At 73.5% G+C, this 16,812-nt stretch carries 14 protein-coding genes; 8 read left to right on the top strand and 6 right to left on the bottom strand.

Going from position 1 to position 16,812, the window contains the following annotated elements; genetic code table 11:
- Position 1 precedes the first annotated feature (1 nt).
- From nirB to ACLJQM_RS04740, 4 genes are all read left to right on the top strand, one after another.
- Positions 2–2,509: a nitrite reductase large subunit NirB gene (gene nirB / locus ACLJQM_RS04725; RefSeq protein ID WP_360772268.1), complete on the top strand. Its 2,508-nt coding sequence runs from the start codon at positions 2–4 to the stop codon at positions 2,507–2,509.
- Positions 2,506–2,850 (top strand): nitrite reductase small subunit NirD, encoded by a 345-nt coding sequence (gene nirD / locus ACLJQM_RS04730; RefSeq protein WP_360772265.1) that lies wholly within the window; start codon positions 2,506–2,508, stop codon positions 2,848–2,850. The genes nirB and nirD overlap by 4 nt, the downstream gene beginning before the upstream one ends.
- The gene (locus ACLJQM_RS04735) at positions 2,847–3,950 is read left to right on the top strand and encodes a uroporphyrinogen-III synthase (protein ID WP_247014485.1); all 1,104 of its coding nucleotides are present in this window, start codon (positions 2,847–2,849) and stop codon (positions 3,948–3,950) included. Before nirD ends, ACLJQM_RS04735 begins: the two co-directional genes overlap by 4 nt.
- A gap of 101 nt (positions 3,951–4,051) precedes the next feature.
- Positions 4,052–4,717: a DUF4097 family beta strand repeat-containing protein gene (locus tag ACLJQM_RS04740; RefSeq protein ID WP_410630244.1), complete on the top strand. Its 666-nt coding sequence runs from the start codon at positions 4,052–4,054 to the stop codon at positions 4,715–4,717.
- A gap of 29 nt (positions 4,718–4,746) precedes the next feature.
- On the opposite strand, the gene ACLJQM_RS04745 is transcribed toward ACLJQM_RS04740, so the two are convergent.
- Together ACLJQM_RS04745 and ACLJQM_RS04750 are read right to left on the bottom strand one after the other, a co-directional pair.
- On the bottom strand, positions 4,747–5,844 hold the full coding sequence (locus ACLJQM_RS04745) for a DNA glycosylase AlkZ-like family protein (RefSeq protein ID WP_410630245.1): 1,098 nt from the start codon (positions 5,842–5,844) through the stop codon (positions 4,747–4,749).
- Positions 5,845–5,853: 9 nt separating this feature from the next.
- Positions 5,854–6,249 (bottom strand): DUF3224 domain-containing protein, encoded by a 396-nt coding sequence (locus ACLJQM_RS04750; RefSeq protein WP_410630246.1) that lies wholly within the window; start codon positions 6,247–6,249, stop codon positions 5,854–5,856.
- A 63-nt stretch (positions 6,250–6,312) separates the two neighbouring features.
- On the opposite strand from ACLJQM_RS04750, the gene ACLJQM_RS04755 reads away from it, so the two are divergent.
- Together ACLJQM_RS04755 and ACLJQM_RS04760 are read left to right on the top strand one after the other, a co-directional pair.
- Positions 6,313–7,281 carry a helix-turn-helix transcriptional regulator gene (locus ACLJQM_RS04755; RefSeq protein WP_410630247.1) on the top strand — a complete coding sequence of 323 codons (969 nt, stop codon included), beginning with the start codon at positions 6,313–6,315 and terminating at the stop codon, positions 7,279–7,281.
- The gene (locus ACLJQM_RS04760; RefSeq protein WP_410630248.1) at positions 7,274–8,083 is read left to right on the top strand and encodes a uroporphyrinogen-III synthase; all 810 of its coding nucleotides are present in this window, start codon (positions 7,274–7,276) and stop codon (positions 8,081–8,083) included. The genes ACLJQM_RS04755 and ACLJQM_RS04760 overlap by 8 nt, the downstream gene beginning before the upstream one ends.
- A gap of 110 nt (positions 8,084–8,193) precedes the next feature.
- Here the strand turns inward: ACLJQM_RS04760 and ACLJQM_RS04765 are convergent, their stop codons facing one another.
- Together ACLJQM_RS04765 and ACLJQM_RS04770 are read right to left on the bottom strand one after the other, a co-directional pair.
- Complete coding sequence (locus ACLJQM_RS04765) at positions 8,194–9,051, bottom strand: siderophore-interacting protein (RefSeq protein WP_410630249.1); 858 nt, start codon at positions 9,049–9,051, stop codon at positions 8,194–8,196.
- Between the two features lie 28 nt (positions 9,052–9,079).
- Entirely contained in the window at positions 9,080–9,403 is a 324-nt protein-coding gene (locus tag ACLJQM_RS04770; RefSeq protein ID WP_247014478.1) for an MGMT family protein, read from the bottom strand.
- Positions 9,404–9,542: 139 nt separating this feature from the next.
- Between ACLJQM_RS04770 and ACLJQM_RS04775 the strand changes: the two genes are divergently transcribed.
- Positions 9,543–12,716 carry an ATP-dependent helicase gene (locus ACLJQM_RS04775; protein WP_410630289.1) on the top strand — a complete coding sequence of 1,058 codons (3,174 nt, stop codon included), beginning with the start codon at positions 9,543–9,545 and terminating at the stop codon, positions 12,714–12,716.
- Between the two features lie 94 nt (positions 12,717–12,810).
- Positions 12,811–16,059 (top strand): ATP-dependent helicase, encoded by a 3,249-nt coding sequence (locus ACLJQM_RS04780; RefSeq protein WP_410630250.1) that lies wholly within the window; start codon positions 12,811–12,813, stop codon positions 16,057–16,059.
- On the opposite strand, the gene ACLJQM_RS04785 is transcribed toward ACLJQM_RS04780, so the two are convergent.
- Both ACLJQM_RS04785 and ACLJQM_RS04790 read right to left on the bottom strand, forming a co-directional pair.
- A complete protein-coding gene (locus ACLJQM_RS04785) occupies positions 16,060–16,434 on the bottom strand; it encodes a hypothetical protein (protein WP_410630251.1) in 375 nt (124 codons plus the stop codon).
- A 4-nt stretch (positions 16,435–16,438) separates the two neighbouring features.
- Positions 16,439–16,801, bottom strand: a complete 363-nt coding sequence (locus tag ACLJQM_RS04790) for a hypothetical protein (RefSeq protein ID WP_247014475.1) — start codon at positions 16,799–16,801, stop codon at positions 16,439–16,441.
- Between the last annotated feature and the right edge of the window lie 11 nt (positions 16,802–16,812).

Here is a 16,812-nt window from a genome sequence, read left to right on the forward strand (position 1 = left end):
GATGCCCACCCTGGTCGTCGCCGGACACGGCATGGTCGCCCACCGGCTCGTGGAGGCGGTGCGCCATCGAGACAGCCCCGGCGCTTGGCACGTCGTCGTCCTGTCCGAGGAGCCGCGCCCGGCGTACGACCGGGTGGCGCTCACGTCCTATGTGGACACCTGGGACCCGGCCGCGCTCGCGCTGCCCGGCTCGGACTACGCGGGCGACCCGCACGTCGACCTCCGGCTCGGTGAGCCGGCCGTCTCGGTGGACCGGACCGCGAAGACGGTCACCACGGCGTCCGGTGCCACAGTCGGGTACGACGCCTTGGTGCTGGCGACCGGCTCGCGGCCGTTCGTGCCGCCGGTACCCGGCCACGACCTGCCCGGCTGCTTCGTCTACCGGACCATCGAAGACCTCGACTCGATCCGCGCCGCGGCCGTCGACAAGCCCGGCCGCGGCCGGCGGTCCGCCGTGGTCATCGGCGGTGGCCTCCTCGGCCTGGAGGCCGCGAAGGCGTTGCGGGACATGGGTCTTTCGCCGCACGTCGTCGAGATGGCGCCGCGGCTGATGCCCCTGCAGGTCGACGAGGGCGGCGGCTCGCTGCTGCGGCGGCTCATCACCAACCTCGACGTCACCGTCCACACGGGAACGTCGACCGACGCCATCGAGGCCGACGGCTCGCGGCTGCTCGCCAAGCTGGGCAACGGCACCGAACTCGACGTCGACCTCGTCGTGTTCTCCGCCGGTGTCCGGCCGCGGGACGACCTCGCCCGGCAGTCCGGTCTGGACGTCGGTCCGCGTGGCGGTGTGCTGACGGATTCGTCCTGCCGCACCAGCGATCCGGCCGTGTACGCGATCGGCGAGTGCGCCGCGGTCGACGGCCGCGTCTACGGCATCGTGGCACCCGGGTACGCGATGGCGGAGATCGTCGCCGCGCAGCTCACCGGCGGCGCCGGCGAGTTCCCGGAGCCGGACACGTCCACGAAGCTGAAGCTGATGGGCGTCGACGTCGCTTCGTTCGGTGACGCGCACGCCCGCACCGAAGGCGCGCTGGAAGTCGCCGTCAACGACGCGGTCGCCGGCACGTACAAGAAGCTCGTGGTCACCGACGACGGCAAGACGCTGCTGGGCGGCGTGCTCGTCGGCGACGCGACCGAGTACAACACCCTGCGCGCGCTGGTCGGCCGTCCGCTGCCGGCCGAGCCGGGCGCGATCCTCGCCCCGGCCGGTGGCGGGGCGGCGGTCGGCGTCGACGCGCTTCCGGACGCGGCGCAGATCTGCTCGTGCAACGCGGTGTCCAAGGGCGCGATCACCCGCGCGATCCACGAAGACGGCTGCGACACCGTGCCGAGGCTCAAGGCGTGCACCCGCGCGGGCACCGCGTGCGGCTCGTGCGTCCCGCTGCTCGGACGGCTGCTGAGCGCGGCCGGTGTCGAGCAGTCGAAGGCCGTGTGCGAGCACTTCGCGCAGTCGCGCGCGGAGCTGTTCGAGATCGTCCAGGCCACCCGCATCACGACGTTCAGCGAGCTGATCGGCCGCTACGGCTCGGGCAGCGGCTGCGCGGTCTGCAAGCCGGTGGTGGCGTCGATCCTGGCCACCCTCGGCAACGGGCACGTGCTCGGTGGCGAGCAGATGACGTTGCAGGACACCAACGACCGGTACCTGGCGAACCTGCAGCGCAACGGCACGTACTCGGTCGTCCCGCGGATCCCGGGCGGCGAGATCACGCCGGAGAAGCTGATCGTGATCGGCCAGGTGGCCCAGGACTTCGGGCTGTACACCAAGATCACCGGCGGCCAGCGGATCGACCTGTTCGGCGCCACCGTGGACCAGCTGCCGCTGATCTGGCGGCGGCTGGTGGACGCGGGCTTCGAGTCCGGGCACGCGTACGGCAAGGCGCTGCGCACGGTCAAGTCGTGCGTCGGGTCGACCTGGTGCCGCTACGGCGTGCAGGACAGCGTCGGGCTGGCGATCGAGCTGGAGCTGCGCTACCGCGGGCTGCGGTCGCCGCACAAGCTCAAGTCGGCGGTCTCGGGCTGCGCGCGGGAGTGCGCCGAGGCGCGCAGCAAGGACTTCGGGATCATCGCCACGGAGAACGGCTGGAACCTCTACGTCGGCGGCAACGGCGGCACCACGCCCCGGCACGCCGACCTGCTCGTGTCCGATGTGGACACCGGGACGCTGATCCGCACGATCGACCGGTTCCTCATGTTCTACGTCCGCACCGCCGACCGGCTGCAGCGCACGGCGCCGTGGATCGAGGAGCTCGACGGCGGCCTCGACCACCTGCGCGCGGTGATCGTCGACGACTCCCTCGGCATCTGCGAAGACCTCGACGCGGCGATGGCCAAGCACGTCGACAACTACGCCGACGAGTGGAAGGGCGTCCTCGAGGACCCGGAGAAGCTGGCCCGGTTCTCGTCGTTCGTCAACGCGCCGGGCACGCCCGACCCGGCGATCTCGTTCCGCTCGGAGCGCGAGCAGAAGGTCCCGGTCATGCTGGGTGTCCCGGAGGTGCGGCGATGACGACGTCGATCGAGCGAACCTGGACGGCGGTCTGCGCCGCCGAGGCGGTCCCGGAGTACGCCGGGGTGGCGGCGCTGCTCGACGGCGGCGTGCAGGTGGCCATCTTCCGCCTGCCGGGCGAGCGCTGGTACGCACTGTCCAATTGGGACCCGTGCAGCGGCGCGGCGGTGCTCTCCCGCGGGATCGTCGGGGACACGGGCGGCGTCCCGGTCGTCGCGTCGCCCGTCTACAAGGAACGGTTCGCGCTCGACAGTGGACAGTGCCTGGACGCCGAGGACGTGTCCGTGCCGGTGTACGAGGTGCGCGTGCGAGGAGGAGTGGTCGAAGTGGAGAGCCCGTGACCGATGTCCTCCCGCTGACCGGGTTCGTGGTCGGCATCACCGCGGCGCGCCGGGCTGACGAGCTCGGCGCGCTTCTGGTGCGCAAGGGGGCGGGTGTCCGCTACGGCCCGGCGATCCGGATCGTGCCGCTGACCGACGACACGGAGCTGCACGCGGCGACGGCCGGGCTGCTCGAGGCGCCGGTGGACGCGGTGGTGGCGACGACGGGCATCGGCTTCCGCGGCTGGCTCGAGGCGGCCGAAGGCTGGGGCCTCGGCGACGCGCTGCTCTCGCGCCTTGCGGAGTGCGCCCTGCTGGCCCGCGGCCCGAAGGTGACCGGCGCGATCCGGGCGGCGGGGCTGACGGAGGCGTACTCGCCGGCGTCGGAGAGCAACGCGGAGCTGCTGCAGCACCTGCTGGCGGCGGACGTGTCGGGGAAGCGGATCGCGGTGCAGCTGCACGGCGAACCGTTGCCGTACTTCGTGGAGACGCTTCGGGCGGCGGGGGCGGAGGTCATCGAGATCTCGGTGTACCGCTGGGTCGGCCCGGTGGACCCGGGCCCGGTCGACCGGCTCCTGGACGGGGTGCTGGACGGCTCGATCCACGCGCTGCCGTTCACGAGCGCGCCCGCGGCGGCTTCGCTGCTCGCGCTGGCCCGGCGCACCGGCCGGCTGCCGGGCCTGGTCGCGGCGCTGTCGGGCCCGGTGGTGGCGGCGTGCGTCGGCCCGATCACGGCGGGACCGTTGGCGGCGCTGGGGGTGCCGACGGTCCAGCCGCACCGGGCGCGGATCGGCGCGCTGGCCCGCACGGTGGCGGAGACGCTGGTGACGCGGTCGCCGAGGTTCCTCGCGGGCGGCCGGGAGATCGAACTGCGCGGCCAGGCGGCCATCGTGGACGGTGACTGGCGCGAGGTGGCACCGGCACCGATGGCGTTGCTGCGCGCGCTGGCGGCGTCACCGGGCCGGGTGGTGTCGCGCCGCGAGCTGATCTCGGCGTTGCCGGGCGGCGGCGAGGAGCACGCGGTGGAGACGGCGATCGGCCGCCTGCGGACGGCGCTGGGCGGCGGGAAGGTCGTCCAGACGGTGGTGAAGCGGGGGTACCGGCTGGCCGTCGAGGCCTGACCGGCGTGTCAGCGGGCGTGTCAGCGCGGTGGCCACCCGGTGTCAGCGGCCCCGGTGAAAGTGGCTTCATCACCGGAACAGAGCCACTCAGGAGCCCCGAAATGCAGCACTTCGCCACCACCGCCCCGATCGCCACCGTCCTCGACATCCCCGCCGGCCGCGTCCGGTTCGTCGCCGCCGAGCCGGGCGAGACCACCGTCGACGTCCGGCCCGCCGACCCCGCCAAGAGCCGCGACGTGAAGGCGGCCGAGCAGGTCGAGGTCGGTTTCGCCGACGGCGTCCTGCACATCGAAGGCGCGGCCGGGAACCAGTACTTCGGCCCGTCCGGCTCCCTCGACGTGGTGGTCAAGCTGCCCGCCGGTTCGGACGTCCGGGCCAAGGCCGCCAGCGTCGCGCTGCGGGGCGTCGGCCGCCTCGGCGACGTCACCGTGGAAGGCGCGCACGGCGAGGCCGTGTTCGACGAGGCCGCGAGCCTGCACCTGACCGCCCACGCCGGCGACGTCTCGGTCGGGCGCCTCACCGGCCCGGCGGAGATCACCACCGGCAAGGGCGACATCCGGATCGCGGAGGCCGTCAGCGGCAACCTCGTCCTGAGCACCCAGGCCGGCGACATCACGGTCGGCGCGGCCACCGGCGTGTCCGCGTCCCTCGACGCCGGCACCACGTACGGCCGGATCCGCAACTCCCTCAAGAACACCGAGGGCGCGGCGGCCCTGACCATCCACGCGACCACGGCGTACGGCGACATCGACGCGGCCGCCCGATGACCGCGCTCGGGGTGGGCTGGAGCCGCGCTTCAGCCCACCCAGGTGACCGCGTGCTTCTCGAACCCGCGCGCCGCCGCCACCCGCGCCGCTTCGGCTTCGGCGTCCTCGCGGACCGCCGGGCGGAGGGGGTCGAACGCCGTCACCGTGAACGTCAGCTTCGCGCCGCTGCCCTTCGTGCGCCAGGTGCCCGCGATGTCGCCGTCGGCCACGAGGACGCCGGGGTTGCCCAGCATCTTCCAGACCTCCTTGCGGCGCGCGGGATCCGGGACCAGCAGGGCCTTGTCGCGTGCCTGGATGAAGGGGTCCAGCGGTGGAAGCAGCCGCACGACGTCGGGCTCCGGCGGGTTCTCCAAGGCGGACAGCTGCGCGGCCGGCAGGTACTTCCGCCGTCCGTCCACCTTCACCTCGGCCAGGTCCGCCGGCCACGTCCGGTCCACGACCGCCTTGGCCGTCCCGACGAACTCCGCCGCTTCACCCGGGGACGCGGGGCCGTTGAGCCGCAGGTAGTCCTCGACCACCTTCGCCGCGGCCGCCGGGTCCGGGGTGCGGCGCAGCCGGCCGCGTCCTTCGAGCGGCGCCAGCGTCGCGGGGGAGGCGCCCGCGACCAGGCGGACACCCGCGTGCGGGGCCGCGATCCGCATCAGCTGTTCCTGGATGTGGGTGGCACCGCACCCGCGGCACCACCGGGAGAACGACGGCGGCAGCGCCTTCGTCACCGCGGTGCTCGCCGCGCCCTTCGTCATCGGCTTGGTGACGACCTTGCGCAGCGCGGCCGCCGCCGTGAAGACCACTTCCGTCGCCGACTGGCCGGTCGCCGCCAGTTCCTTGCGCTGCCACAGCATCCGGGCGAGCGCGTCCGCGTCGTCGAGGGGCACCAAGGCCCGCGTCACCTCGGCGAGGTCCAGGTGGAAGTGCGGCGCGCCGCGCAACGTCCAGGCGAGCACGAGCCGCGGATCGTCCACTGGGGACACTTCGCCGTCGAGCCGGGCCACGAGGGCGAGCAGCGCGGTGTCGCGCATGCTGTCCTGCAGCCCGGCCTTGACGACGGCGAGGTCGGCGACGTCGCCGGCCGTGCGGTGCAGGCCGTGCTCGGCGATGCGGTAGGCGAGTACCTGGCGGCGGTCCACTTGCGACTCCTAGAACGCGTACTCGAACGTGTAGCCCACCTTGTCCACGCCGGTCGCGCCGCCGGCGGTCCCGCTGCCGGTCAGGCCGGCCAGTCCGCCGGTACCCGAACCGGGGACGACCTTGAACGTCGAGGTGAAGCCCTTGTCGTCGAACGTGTACTCGTGGCGCACGATGAACGTCCCTTCGCGACCGTCGACCTTGCCTTCGAAGCGCTCGAAGCTCGGCGACGTCGTCTGCCCGCTGTTGTAGCCTTCGCCCGCGTAGTACAGCAGAAGGTCGCAGATCGATTCACCCTCGACGACGCCTTCGTACGCGAACGTGACGTGTGCGTAGGCCACCCGCGGGCCGCCTTCGGTACCGCTGACGATCTTCTCTTCCCAGTTCTTCGTCATGAACTCGTTCATGGAAGTCACCCTGCCGGACATACCTGTCAGCTTGTGTCAGGTATTTCTGCCAGAATCGGCGGCATGCGCGCGAGCCGCCTCCTGTCCGTCCTCCTGCTGCTGCAGAACCGCGGCCGGATGACGGCCGAGGAGCTGGCCGAAGAGCTCGAAGTCTCGGTGCGCACGATCTACCGGGACATCGACGCGCTGTCGGCGTCCGGTGTCCCGGTGTACGCCGACCGCGGGCGGACCGGCGGGTACCGCCTGGTCGACGGCTACCGCACCCGGCTGACCGGGATGACCGAGGAAGAGGCGCAGTCGCTGTCGCTGGCCGGGCTGCCGGTCGCGGCCGCCGAGCTGGGGCTCGGGACGGTCCTCGCGGCGGCGCAGCTCAAGCTGTACGCGGCGCTGCCGTCGGAGCTGCGCGACCGGGCCGGCCGCGTCGCCGAGCGGTTCTACCTGGACGTTCCCGGCTGGCACCGGGGGATCGAGAGCCTGCCGGCGCTGTCCGCCGTCGCCGACGCGGTGTGGTCGTCGCACCGGATCCGGATCCGCTACGAACGGTGGGGGCAGCGCGTCGTCGAGCGGGACGTCGAGCCGCTGGGACTGATCCTCAAGGCGGGCAACTGGTACCTCGCGGCGCGGTGCGAAGGCACCGACCGGACGTACCGGATCTCGCGGGTGCAGGCGCTGGAGGACCTCGGCGAGGTGTTCGAGCGGCCGGCCGGCTTCGACCTCGCGCGGTACTGGCAGGAGTGGTCGGAGCAGTTCGAACGCCGGATGTTCCCGCGCGTGGCCGTGGTGCGGCTGTCGCCGCGGGCGCAGGCTCTCGTACCGTTCTACGCGGGTCCGGCCGGGGCCCGCGCGCTGCGGTCGGCCGTGGGCGAACCCGACGCGGACGGCTGGCTCACCGTGGAGCTGCCGGTGGAGCGCGGCGAACCGGCCATCGGCGAGCTGCTGCGCTTCGGGTCGCACCTGGAGGTCCTCGAACCGGCGGACCTGCGGGCGGAGCTGGCGGAAGCGATCGAGGAGATGGGCGCGATCTATGGGTGAGCTGAGCGGCATCGCCATCGGCGTCACGGCCGAACGCCGGGCGGAGGACTTCATCGCGGCCCTCGAACGCTACGGCGCCGAGGTCCGCCACGCGCCGACGATCACGATCGTGCCACTCGAGTCGGATCCCGCGCTGCGGTCGGCCACCGAAGCGGTCCTGGCGGAGCCGGTCGCGTTCACGGTGGTGACGACGGGCGCGGGCTTCCGCGGCTGGCTCGACGCGGCTGATGGTTGGGGCCTGCGCGAGCCGTTGCTGGAGCGGCTTCGGGAGTCCCGGATCTACGCGCGCGGCCCGAAGGCGGTCGGTGCGGTCCGGGGTGCCGGGCTGCGGGAGTTCTTTTCGGCGGAGTCGGAGTCGAACGCGGAGCTGTTCGGGGCGGTGGCTTCGGCGGGTGTCGAGGGTGCGCGGGTGGCCGTCCAGCTGCACGGGACGCCGTTGCCGGAGCACACGGGGTTGTTGACCGGGGCGTCGCTGGTGGAGGTGCAGCCGTACCGGTGGCATTCGCCGGCGGACGTGGCGCCGGTGCACGAGCTGATCGACGCGGCGGTGGCGGGGGAGGTGGCCGCGCTGGCGTTCACGAGCGCTCCCGCGGCGGCGAACTTCCTTTCGTTGGCGCGGTCCTACGGGCGGTACGAGGCGGTGGTGGCCGCGTTGCGGGGGCCGGTGGTGGTCGCGTGCGTGGGGCCGGTGACGGCGGCACCGCTGGAGGAGGCCGGGATATCGACCCTGCAGCCGGACCGCCAGCGGCTGGGCGCGTTGGTCAAACTGCTGGTCGCGACCCTCGGCGACAGTCAGCACTGAGCTGCCGGGGCAGAGCTTCGTCCAGTACGTCTCGAAGACGCCCCCGGGCGTCGGCAGCCGGCCAGCGTGGAGTTGTCCTCGCGCAGCTCCTCGCCGGGGCGCCGCCGAGGTCAGTCCTCCTCGGCCGGGACCTCGCCGGCCTCGGCCGCCCGGACCGCTTCCCGGCTCGCGGCTTCCTCGCTCAGCCCGCGCCGCCAGTAGCCCGTGAAGCAGATCGCCCGCTTGCCGACCTCGCGCTCCCGCACCAGGTGCCGTCGCACCAGCTTCACCACGCCCGCCTCGCCGGACACCCACGCGTACGGCGTCCCGCCGGGGAACGTCGCGCCGCGGACGGCTTCCAGCAACGCCTCACCCAGCGGACGCGAGTCGCGCAGCACCCAGTGCACCTCGACCGCGCCCAGGGTGTCGAACGTCTGCCGGTCCGCCCGGTCCGCCAGTTCGACGTACACCGACGCCCGCGTGCCCGGGGGCAGCTGCTCGATGATCGCACCGATCGCGGGCAACGCCGTTTCGTCGCCGACCAGCAGCTGCCAGTCGGCGGCGGGCGTGGGCGCGTACAGGCCGTGCGGGCCCATGAACGCCACCTGGTCGCCCGGCCTGACGCGCGACGCCCACGCCGACGCCGGGCCCTCGTCGCCGTGCAGGACGAAGTCGATGTCGACCTCCGCCGCGTCCGGCCGGATCGCCCGGGCCGTGTACGTGCGCATCGGTGGTCGGAGATCGTCCGGCATCGCCAGGTACGTGCGGTACCAGGACATGACGTCGGAAGCGGTCTCCGGCAGCACCGGCTCCTCCTGCCCCGCGAGCGGGAAGAAGAGCTTCACGTACTGGTCGGGCGCCTGCGGCACCAGGTCGCGGAACGTCTCCGCGGCGAGCGTCACGCGCACCAGGTGCGGCGACAGCGGCCGGGCCACCGTGACCGAGGCACGGTGGTAAGTCAGGGTGGTGCGCTCCGCCTGAGTCGTCATTAGGCGAGGCTAACCTAAGCAATAGCGGTCAGAACAGCCCTTCCGGACCGGGATCCTCGTCACCTCCTTGCTTCCAGCGGTACTTCCGCAGGTCCACGCGCTGGCCGTCGGCCAGCACCCCTTCCGCCCGCAGCCGCTCCAGCTGGTCGTGGACCAGGTGGGGTGCCGGGGTGCCGTTCGCGCGCAGGATCCGGTGCCACGGCAGGTCGTGCCCGTCCTCGGCCAGGATGGCGCCCACCATCCGCGGCGAAGGCGCACCGGCGAGCGCTGCGATGTCGCCGTACGTCGCGACCGAGCCGGCCGGCACCGACTCGATGATCTCCCGCACGCGCTCGTGCAGAACGTCGTCCATACCGACACTCTGCCGGATGGGTACGACACTTTTCGTGGCCGTCCGCCGCTAAGCCGTGCCGGTGCCGCACCCACTACTCCGGACGTGGTTCCATCGCGGGGTGAACGGGAGGCGAACGGCGCAGGCGGACGCGCGGCTGGTGCGCACGCCGGTCCCCGACGCACCCACGTTCACCTGGGACGAAGGCGCCCGGCGCGTGCTCTCCGCACCCGGTGGGTTCCGCCGCGTGCTCGGCGGGCCCGGCACCGGCAAGACGTCGCTGCTCGCCTCGGCCGCCACCCGCCGCATCGCCGAGGGCGCGGACCCCGAGAGCGTGCTCGTGCTCACCACGTCCCGCAAGGCCGCGGACGCCCTGCGCGCCGACATCACGCGCCGGCTCACCGCCGACCCGGACCAGGCGCGGCCGCTGCCGCGGACCGTCCGCGAACCGCTCGTGCGCACCGTGCACTCCTACGCCTATTCCCTGCTGCGGCTGGAAGCGACGGCCGGGGAGCTCCCGCCGCCACGCCTGCTCGCGGGCGCCGAGCAGGACGTCGTCGTGCGCGAACTGCTGGCCGGTGACCTCGACGAAGAAGCCGAGTACTGGCCGGAACCGCTGCGGCCCGCCCTGGTCGTCCCCGGCTTCGCCGAAGAGCTGCGCGACCTGCTGATGCGCGCGGCCGAGCGCGGGCTCGGGCCGGAGGACCTCGCCGAGCTGGGCCGCCGCCGCGGCCGTGACGAGTGGATCGCCGCCGGCCAGTTCTGGGCCCAGTACGAAGAAGTCACGCAGCTGCAGGGCGCGGGCGGCAACGCGCTCGGCGTCGCGAGCTCGCCCGCGCTGGACGCCGCGGAGCTGGTCACCTCCGCGCTGCTCGCCCTCGAGGACGACGACGAGCTGCGCGAACGCGAGCGCACCCGCGTCCGGCACCTGTTCGTGGACGACGCCCACCACCTCGACCCGCTGCAGACCAGCCTGGTCCGGGTGATCGGGCACACCGCGGCCGAGTTCGTCGTGGCCGGCGACCCCGACCAGAACGTGTTCTCCTTCCGCGGCGCGGACGCGAGCCTGTTCGCCGACGCCGACCCGGACGGCAGCCGGACCGTCACGCTCACGACGTCGCACCGGCTGGCCCCGGCCGTGCGCCTGGCGGTGGCGAAGATCGGTGCGACGCTGCCGGGTGCGTCGCAGCACCGCAAGATCGTCCCGCCGAAGGGCGCCACCGGCGGGAACGTGCGCGTCCGCGTGATGCCGACGCCCGCCGCCGAGGCGAGCTGGATCGCCGACCAGCTGCGCCGCGCGCACCTCGTCGACGGCGTGCCGTGGTCGGAGATCGCGGTGCTCGTCCGGTCGCCGGCGCGGACTTTCCTGGTGCTGCAACGCGCTTTGCGTGCCGCCGGCGTCCCGATCGGGTCGGCGACCGAGGAGCTGCCGCTGGCGAAGCAGCCCGCGGTGCGTCCGCTGCTGGCCGTGCTGAAGCTCGCGCCCGCCCCCGACCTCCTCGACGTCGACCTCGCGGAAATGCTGCTGTCGTCCGCGCTCGGCGGCGCGGATCCCCTGGCGCTGCGGCGGTTGCGGCGCGGTCTGCGCCGCCTCGAACTGGCCGGCGGCGGGCAGCGCTCGAGCGACGAGCTGCTCGTGGAAGCGTTGCGGGGCGGGGACGTCCTCGCCGGGCTGGCCGACGCCGAGGCCGAGCCGGTGCGGCGCGTCGGCGGGCTGCTGCGCGTCACGCACCAGGCCGTGGCCCGCGGTGACGGTGTCGAGCAGGTGCTGTGGCAGCTGTGGCGGGAAAGCGGCCTGCAGGACAAGCTGCTGCGCCAGGTCGAGCGCGGCGGGTCGCTGGCCGCGCAGGCCGATCGCGACCTCGACGCCGTGGTCGCGTTGTTCGACGCCGCCGGCCGGTACGTCGACCGGCTACCGCGCGCGAGTGTCGCGTCCTTCGCGGATTACCTCGGTGCGCAACGGATCGCGGGCGACACGCTCGCTCCGGCCGCTGTGCCGGGCGACGGCGTTTCGCTGCTCACGGCGCACTCGGCCGCCGGTCGCGAGTGGACGGTCGTCGCCGTCGCCGGTGTCCAGGAGGGCGCGTGGCCGGACCTGCGGCTGCGCGGATCCGTGCTGGGCGTGGAACGGCTCAAGGACCTGATGGCCGGGGTCGACGACGACGCCGTGTCCCAGACCGCCCCGATCCTCGCCGAGGAGCGGCGGCTGTTCTACCTCGCGATGAGCCGCGCGAAGCAGACGTTGCTCGTCACCGCGGTTTCGGGCGAGGACGAGCAGCCGTCCCGGTTCCTCGACGACCTGGAGGAGAACGGCGCCGACGACGGCGGTCTCGACTCGCGGATGAAGCCGCCGGGGCGGTCGCTGGTGCTGGCCGAGCTGGTGGGGGAGTTGCGCGAGGTCGTCTGCGACGACAAGGCGGAGCCCGCGCGCCGGCGCCGGGCGGCGAAGCAGCTGGCGCGCCTGGCCGACGCGAAGGTGCCGGGCGCGCACCCGTCGACGTGGTACGGCCTGCTCCCGGCGTCCACCGACGTCCCGGTGCACCCGCCCGGCGACCTCATCCGGATCTCACCGTCCACAGTGGAAATCCTGACGAAGTGCCCGCTGCGCTGGATGATCGAGCGCCACGGCGGCAGCGACCCCGCCCAGCTGGCCGCGGTGACCGGAACCCTGGTGCACGGGCTGGCGCAGGCGGTCGCGTCCGGTCGCACGGACGCGGAGCTGCAGTCCGCTTTGGACGATGCCTGGGTGCGCGTCGACGCCGGGGCGCCGTGGTTCTCGCGGCGGGAACGGCGGCGCGTCGAGCAGATGCTGCAGAACTTCGTGACGTGGCTGGAGCGCAGCCGGGCGGAGCTCAAGGAAGCCGGCGTCGAGCAGGACATCGAGGTGGAGCTGCCGGCTGGCGGCGCCGACGAGGTCCGGGTGCTGCTGCGGGGCCGCGTCGACCGGGTGGAGCTCGACGCCGACGGGCGGCCGGTGATCGTCGACATCAAGACGGGGAAGGTGCCCGTTTCGGGCGCCGACGCCGAGGCGCACCCGCAGCTGGCCGCGTACCAGCTCGCGGTGCTGCTGGGGGCGATCAAGGGCAGCAACGAACCCGGCGGCGCGAAGCTGGTCTACGTCGCGAAGGCGAACAAACAGACCGGCGCCACCGAACGGTCCCAGCCGCCGCTGGACGAGGTGGGCGGCAAGCAGTGGCTGGAGCTGGTCCGCGACGCCGCGGCGTCGGCCGCCGGGCCGGACTACCAGGCGCAGGAGAACCCGGACTGCGACCGCTGCCCGGCCCGCGGCTGCTGCCCCCTGCGCCCCGAAGGCCGGCAGGTACCAGGCCCGTGACCGCCACGACCACCGCGCCACTTTCACGTGAAAGCTCGGCTTTGTGCCGCAAAGCCGCACTTTCACGTGAAAGTGCGGCTCGGGGGGTGGGGAAGTGAGCCCGCTCCTCGTCGCCAACCCCGTCGAGCCCGCGGAACTCGCCGACGCGCTCGGGCTGCACCGGCCGACCCCCGAGCAGGCGACCGTCATCGCCGCGCCCGTCGAACCCTCGCTCGTCGTCGCCGGGGCCGGCGCGGGGAAGACCGAAACGATGGCCGCGCGGGTGGTCTGGCTGGTCGCCAACGGGATCGTCAGCCCCGACCGTGTGCTCGGCCTCACCTTCACCCGCAAGGCCGCCCGCCAGCTCGGGGAACGCGTCCGCGCACGGCTGCGCCGCCTCGCCGGGTCCGGCCTCCTCGACCGCCTCGACCCCACCGGCGGGCTGCGGTCCACTGTGGTCGCCGGCGAGCCGACCGTCCTCACCTACCACGCCTACGCCGGGCGCATGCTGTCCGAGCACGGCCTCCGGCTGCCGGTGCAGCCCGGTGTCCGGCTGCTGTCCGAGACGTCGTCGTGGCAGATCGCGCACCGCGTGGTGTCCACTTGGGACAACGAGCTCGAGACCGACCGCGTCCCGCCGACCGTCACCGCCGACGTGCTCGCCCTCGCCGGCGAACTCGGCGAGCACCTGGTCTCCACCGAGCAGCTCGCCGAGTACACGAAGTGGCTCTGCCGGATCATCGAGAACGCGCCGCGCGCCAAGGGACAGCGGGCCGGGCTGCCGCAGAAGCTCACGGAAATCATGGCGGCGCAGCACTTCCGGCTCGCGCTGCTGCCGCTCGTCGAGGACTACCACCGTCGCAAGCGCAACGAAGGCGCGCTCGACTTCGCCGATCAGATGTCCCTCGCCGCGCAGCTCGCGAGCGGCTACCCGTCGGTGGTGCGCGGCGAACGGGAACGCTACGGCGCCGTCCTGCTCGACGAGTACCAGGACACCGGGCACGCCCAGCGCGTCCTGCTGCGCGCGCTGTTCGGCGGCGTCGAGAACCCGCCGATGCCGGTGACCGCCGTCGGCGACCCGGCGCAGGCCATCTACGGCTGGCGCGGCGCCAGCGCGGCCAACCTGCCCCGGTTCACCTCGGACTTCCCGCGCTTCGACGGCGAACGCCTCGTCCCCGCGCACGAATTCGGTCTGCTCACCAGCTTCCGCAACCCGCCGGAGATCCTCGACCTCGCGAACGCGATCGCCGAACCGCTGCGCGCCCGCGGCCTCGGCGTCGAACGGTTGCGGGCCCGCGAAGGCGCCGGCGCGGCGGACATCGCGTGCGCGCTGCTGCCGGACATCCGCGCCGAACGCGAGTGGGTCGCCGACGCCCTGTCGCGGCGCTGGTACGCCGTGCAGGAGGAGACCGGGAAGCCGCCGACCGCCGCCGTCCTCGTGCGGCGCCGCGCCGACATGGCCCCGATCGCCGCCGAACTGCGGGCGCGCGGGCTGCCGGTCGAGGTCGTCGGGCTCGGCGGCCTGCTCGACGAACCCGAGGTCGCCGACCTCGTTTCGACGTTGAAGGTGCTCGCCGACCCGCTGTCGGGCAGTGCGGCGGCCCGGCTCCTGACCGGCGCGCGCTGGCGCCTCGCGGCCGCCGACGTCGCGGCGCTGTGGCGGCGGGCCGGCGAGCTGTCCAGCCCGGAGAAGTCCGACACCCCGGAGCTGGTGGTCGAGCGGGTCGAGCAGGCCGGGCTGATCGACGCCGTCGACGAACCCGGTGCGGCGGAACGGTATTCGGCGGAGGGCTACCGGCGCATCCGGCGGATCGGCTGGGAGCTGGCCGCGCTGCGGCGGCGGCTCGACCAGTCGCTGCCGGAGCTCGTCGCCGACGTCGAGCGCACGATGCTGCTGGACGTCGAATCGCTGGCCCGCCCCGGTTCCGCGGGCCGCGCGCACCTGGACGCGTTCGCCGAAGTCGTCACCGACTACGCCGAGACCGCGCCGACGGCGACCCTGCTGTCCTTTGTGGACTACCTGAACACGGCCGCGCACGCCGAAGACGGTCTCACCCCCGGCGAGGTCGAGGTCGTCCCGGACCGGGTGCAGGTGCTCACCGTGCACTCGTCGAAGGGCCTGGAGTGGGAGGTCGTCGCCGTCCCGCACCTGGTGCACGAGGTGTTCCCCGGCCGTCGCCGGTCGTCGTCGTGGCTGCGGACCGCGACTTCGCTGCCCGCGGTGCTGCGCGGTGACGCCGAAGACCTGCCGGAGCTGCGCGTCGCCGAGGGTTACGACCGCAAGGAAGTCCAAGAAGGACTGGAGCTGCACGAGGCCGGGTTCGTCGAGCGGGAGCAGTCCGAGGAGCGGCGGCTCTGCTACGTGGCGCTGACGCGGTCCGAGCGCGCGCTGATCGTCTCCGGGCACTGGTGGAACGAAAGCAGCAGCCGCGCGAAGGGGCCGTCGGAGTTCCTCACCGAGATCGCCGGCGTGCTGCGGGAAACCGGCGTCGGGCAGCTGGCCGACTGGGCGCCGGAACCGGCGTCGGACGAGGAAAACCCGCTGGTGTCGGACTCGCGGAAGTCGCGGTGGCCGGTCGACCCGCTGGCCGACCGCCGCACCGGCGTGCAGACCGGGGTCGAGCTGGTGTCCGAGGCGATGTCCACTTCGGACGCTGAGGAACCGCCGGCGGAAGAGGAGGACGACGACCCGGACGGCTGGCTGACCGACACCGACGTCCTGCTCGAGGAGTGGGCGCGCAAGGATGACCACGTCAAGCGGGTCCCGCTGCCGTCGCGGCTCACGGTGAGCCAGCTGGTCGCGCTGGCCGACGACAGCGCCCGGCTCGCGAGCGACCTGCGCCGCCCGTTGCCGATGGAGCCCAACAGCTTCGCCCGCCGCGGCACGGAGTTCCACGGCTGGCTGGAACGCCGCTTCGGGGGCGACCAGCTGATCGAGATCGACGACCTCCCGGGCGCGGCCGACTTCGACGAGGCGCCCGACACGGACTTCGAGGAACTCCGGGAGGCGTTCGAGGCCAGCGAGTGGGCGGAGCGCGTCCCGGCGGCGGTGGAGGTCTCGTTCTCGGCCGACGTCGAGGGCATCACCCTGCGCGGCCGCATGGACGCGGTGTTCTGGCACGCCGACGGGTACTGGGAGGTCGTGGACTGGAAGACGGGCTCGGTCCCGCCCGAGTCGAGGATCCCGGCACTGGCGGTCCAGCTGGCGGCGTACCGGATGGCCTGGGCGGCGCTGAAGAACGTCCCGGTGGAGCAGGTGCGGGCGGCGTTCCACTACGTCCGGGCGAACCGCACGATCCGCCCGGCGGACCTGCTGGACACGGAAGGCCTGCGCCGGCTCCTGCGGGACATCCCGCAGGAGTGACTACAGGTCGACCGGGTAGAGGTCGAGGCGGCCGGCGGTCACCCGCAGCCAGCCGCCGGGTCGGATTTCCGGTGCGGGCGCGGGGAGTTCGGCCAGCACCACGCTGTCACCCAGCTCGAGGGTGAGCACGCCGTCCTCGGGGGTGTACGCGGCCACCCGGGCCGTGACGCGGACCTGGTCGCCGGTGCCGCGAAGCTCGGGCGTGCCGGCCGGGACCACCGCCCAGGTCCGGAGCGCGGCCGGGAAGTCCAGCTCCACGTGGACCCACCCGACGCGGGGCGGCTCCGTGCCCCGCCAGGCCGCGTTCGCGGTGCCCAGCGGGGAAGTGAAGCGGACCAGGCCGCCGTCGAGCACCTCGGTGATTTCGGCGTGCACGGCGTCAGCCGCGGTCGCGGACCTTCAGCGCCCACGCGATCAGCGGCCACTGCAGCGGCAGCCGCCCCCACGCGATCGCGCGCTGCGGCGGGGTCTTCGCGTCCACCGCCATCTTCACGTTCCCCGGGAACACCCCCAAGAACAGCAACGCCGCCGCCAGCCCGCCCAGCCGGCGCGTGCGCGGGGTCGCCACCGCGGCCGCGACCGCCAGCTCCGCCACCCCCGAGCCGTACGTCCACGCCCGGCGCGAACCCGGCAGGGAACGCGGGATCAGGCCGTCGAACGGCTTGGGCACGGCGAAGTGCAGGACGCCCATGAAGCCTAGTGCCCCCGCCAAGAGGTGCGCGGGCCGTTGCGAGGTAGCCATGGGGGCATCGT

The organism is Amycolatopsis sp. cmx-4-83, assembly GCF_046548815.1.
GTDB classification, from domain to species: Bacteria; Actinomycetota; Actinomycetes; order Mycobacteriales; family Pseudonocardiaceae; genus Amycolatopsis; species Amycolatopsis pretoriensis_A.

Coding starts and splice junctions, on each gene's coding strand:
- nirD (WP_360772265.1), top strand. CDS start 2,506: ATGACGACGTCGATCGAGCGAACCTGGACGGCGGTCTGCGCCGCCGAG.
- ACLJQM_RS04755 (WP_410630247.1), top strand. CDS start 6,313: ATGCGCGCGAGCCGCCTCCTGTCCGTCCTCCTGCTGCTGCAGAACCGC.
- nirB (WP_360772268.1), top strand. CDS start 2: ATGCCCACCCTGGTCGTCGCCGGACACGGCATGGTCGCCCACCGGCTC.
- ACLJQM_RS04770 (WP_247014478.1), bottom strand. CDS start 9,403: ATGGACGACGTTCTGCACGAGCGCGTGCGGGAGATCATCGAGTCGGTG.
- ACLJQM_RS04765 (WP_410630249.1), bottom strand. CDS start 9,051: ATGACGACTCAGGCGGAGCGCACCACCCTGACTTACCACCGTGCCTCG.
- ACLJQM_RS04750 (WP_410630246.1), bottom strand. CDS start 6,249: ATGAACGAGTTCATGACGAAGAACTGGGAAGAGAAGATCGTCAGCGGT.
- ACLJQM_RS04760 (WP_410630248.1), top strand. CDS start 7,274: ATGGGTGAGCTGAGCGGCATCGCCATCGGCGTCACGGCCGAACGCCGG.
- ACLJQM_RS04790 (WP_247014475.1), bottom strand. CDS start 16,801: ATGGCTACCTCGCAACGGCCCGCGCACCTCTTGGCGGGGGCACTAGGC.
- ACLJQM_RS04740 (WP_410630244.1), top strand. CDS start 4,052: ATGCAGCACTTCGCCACCACCGCCCCGATCGCCACCGTCCTCGACATC.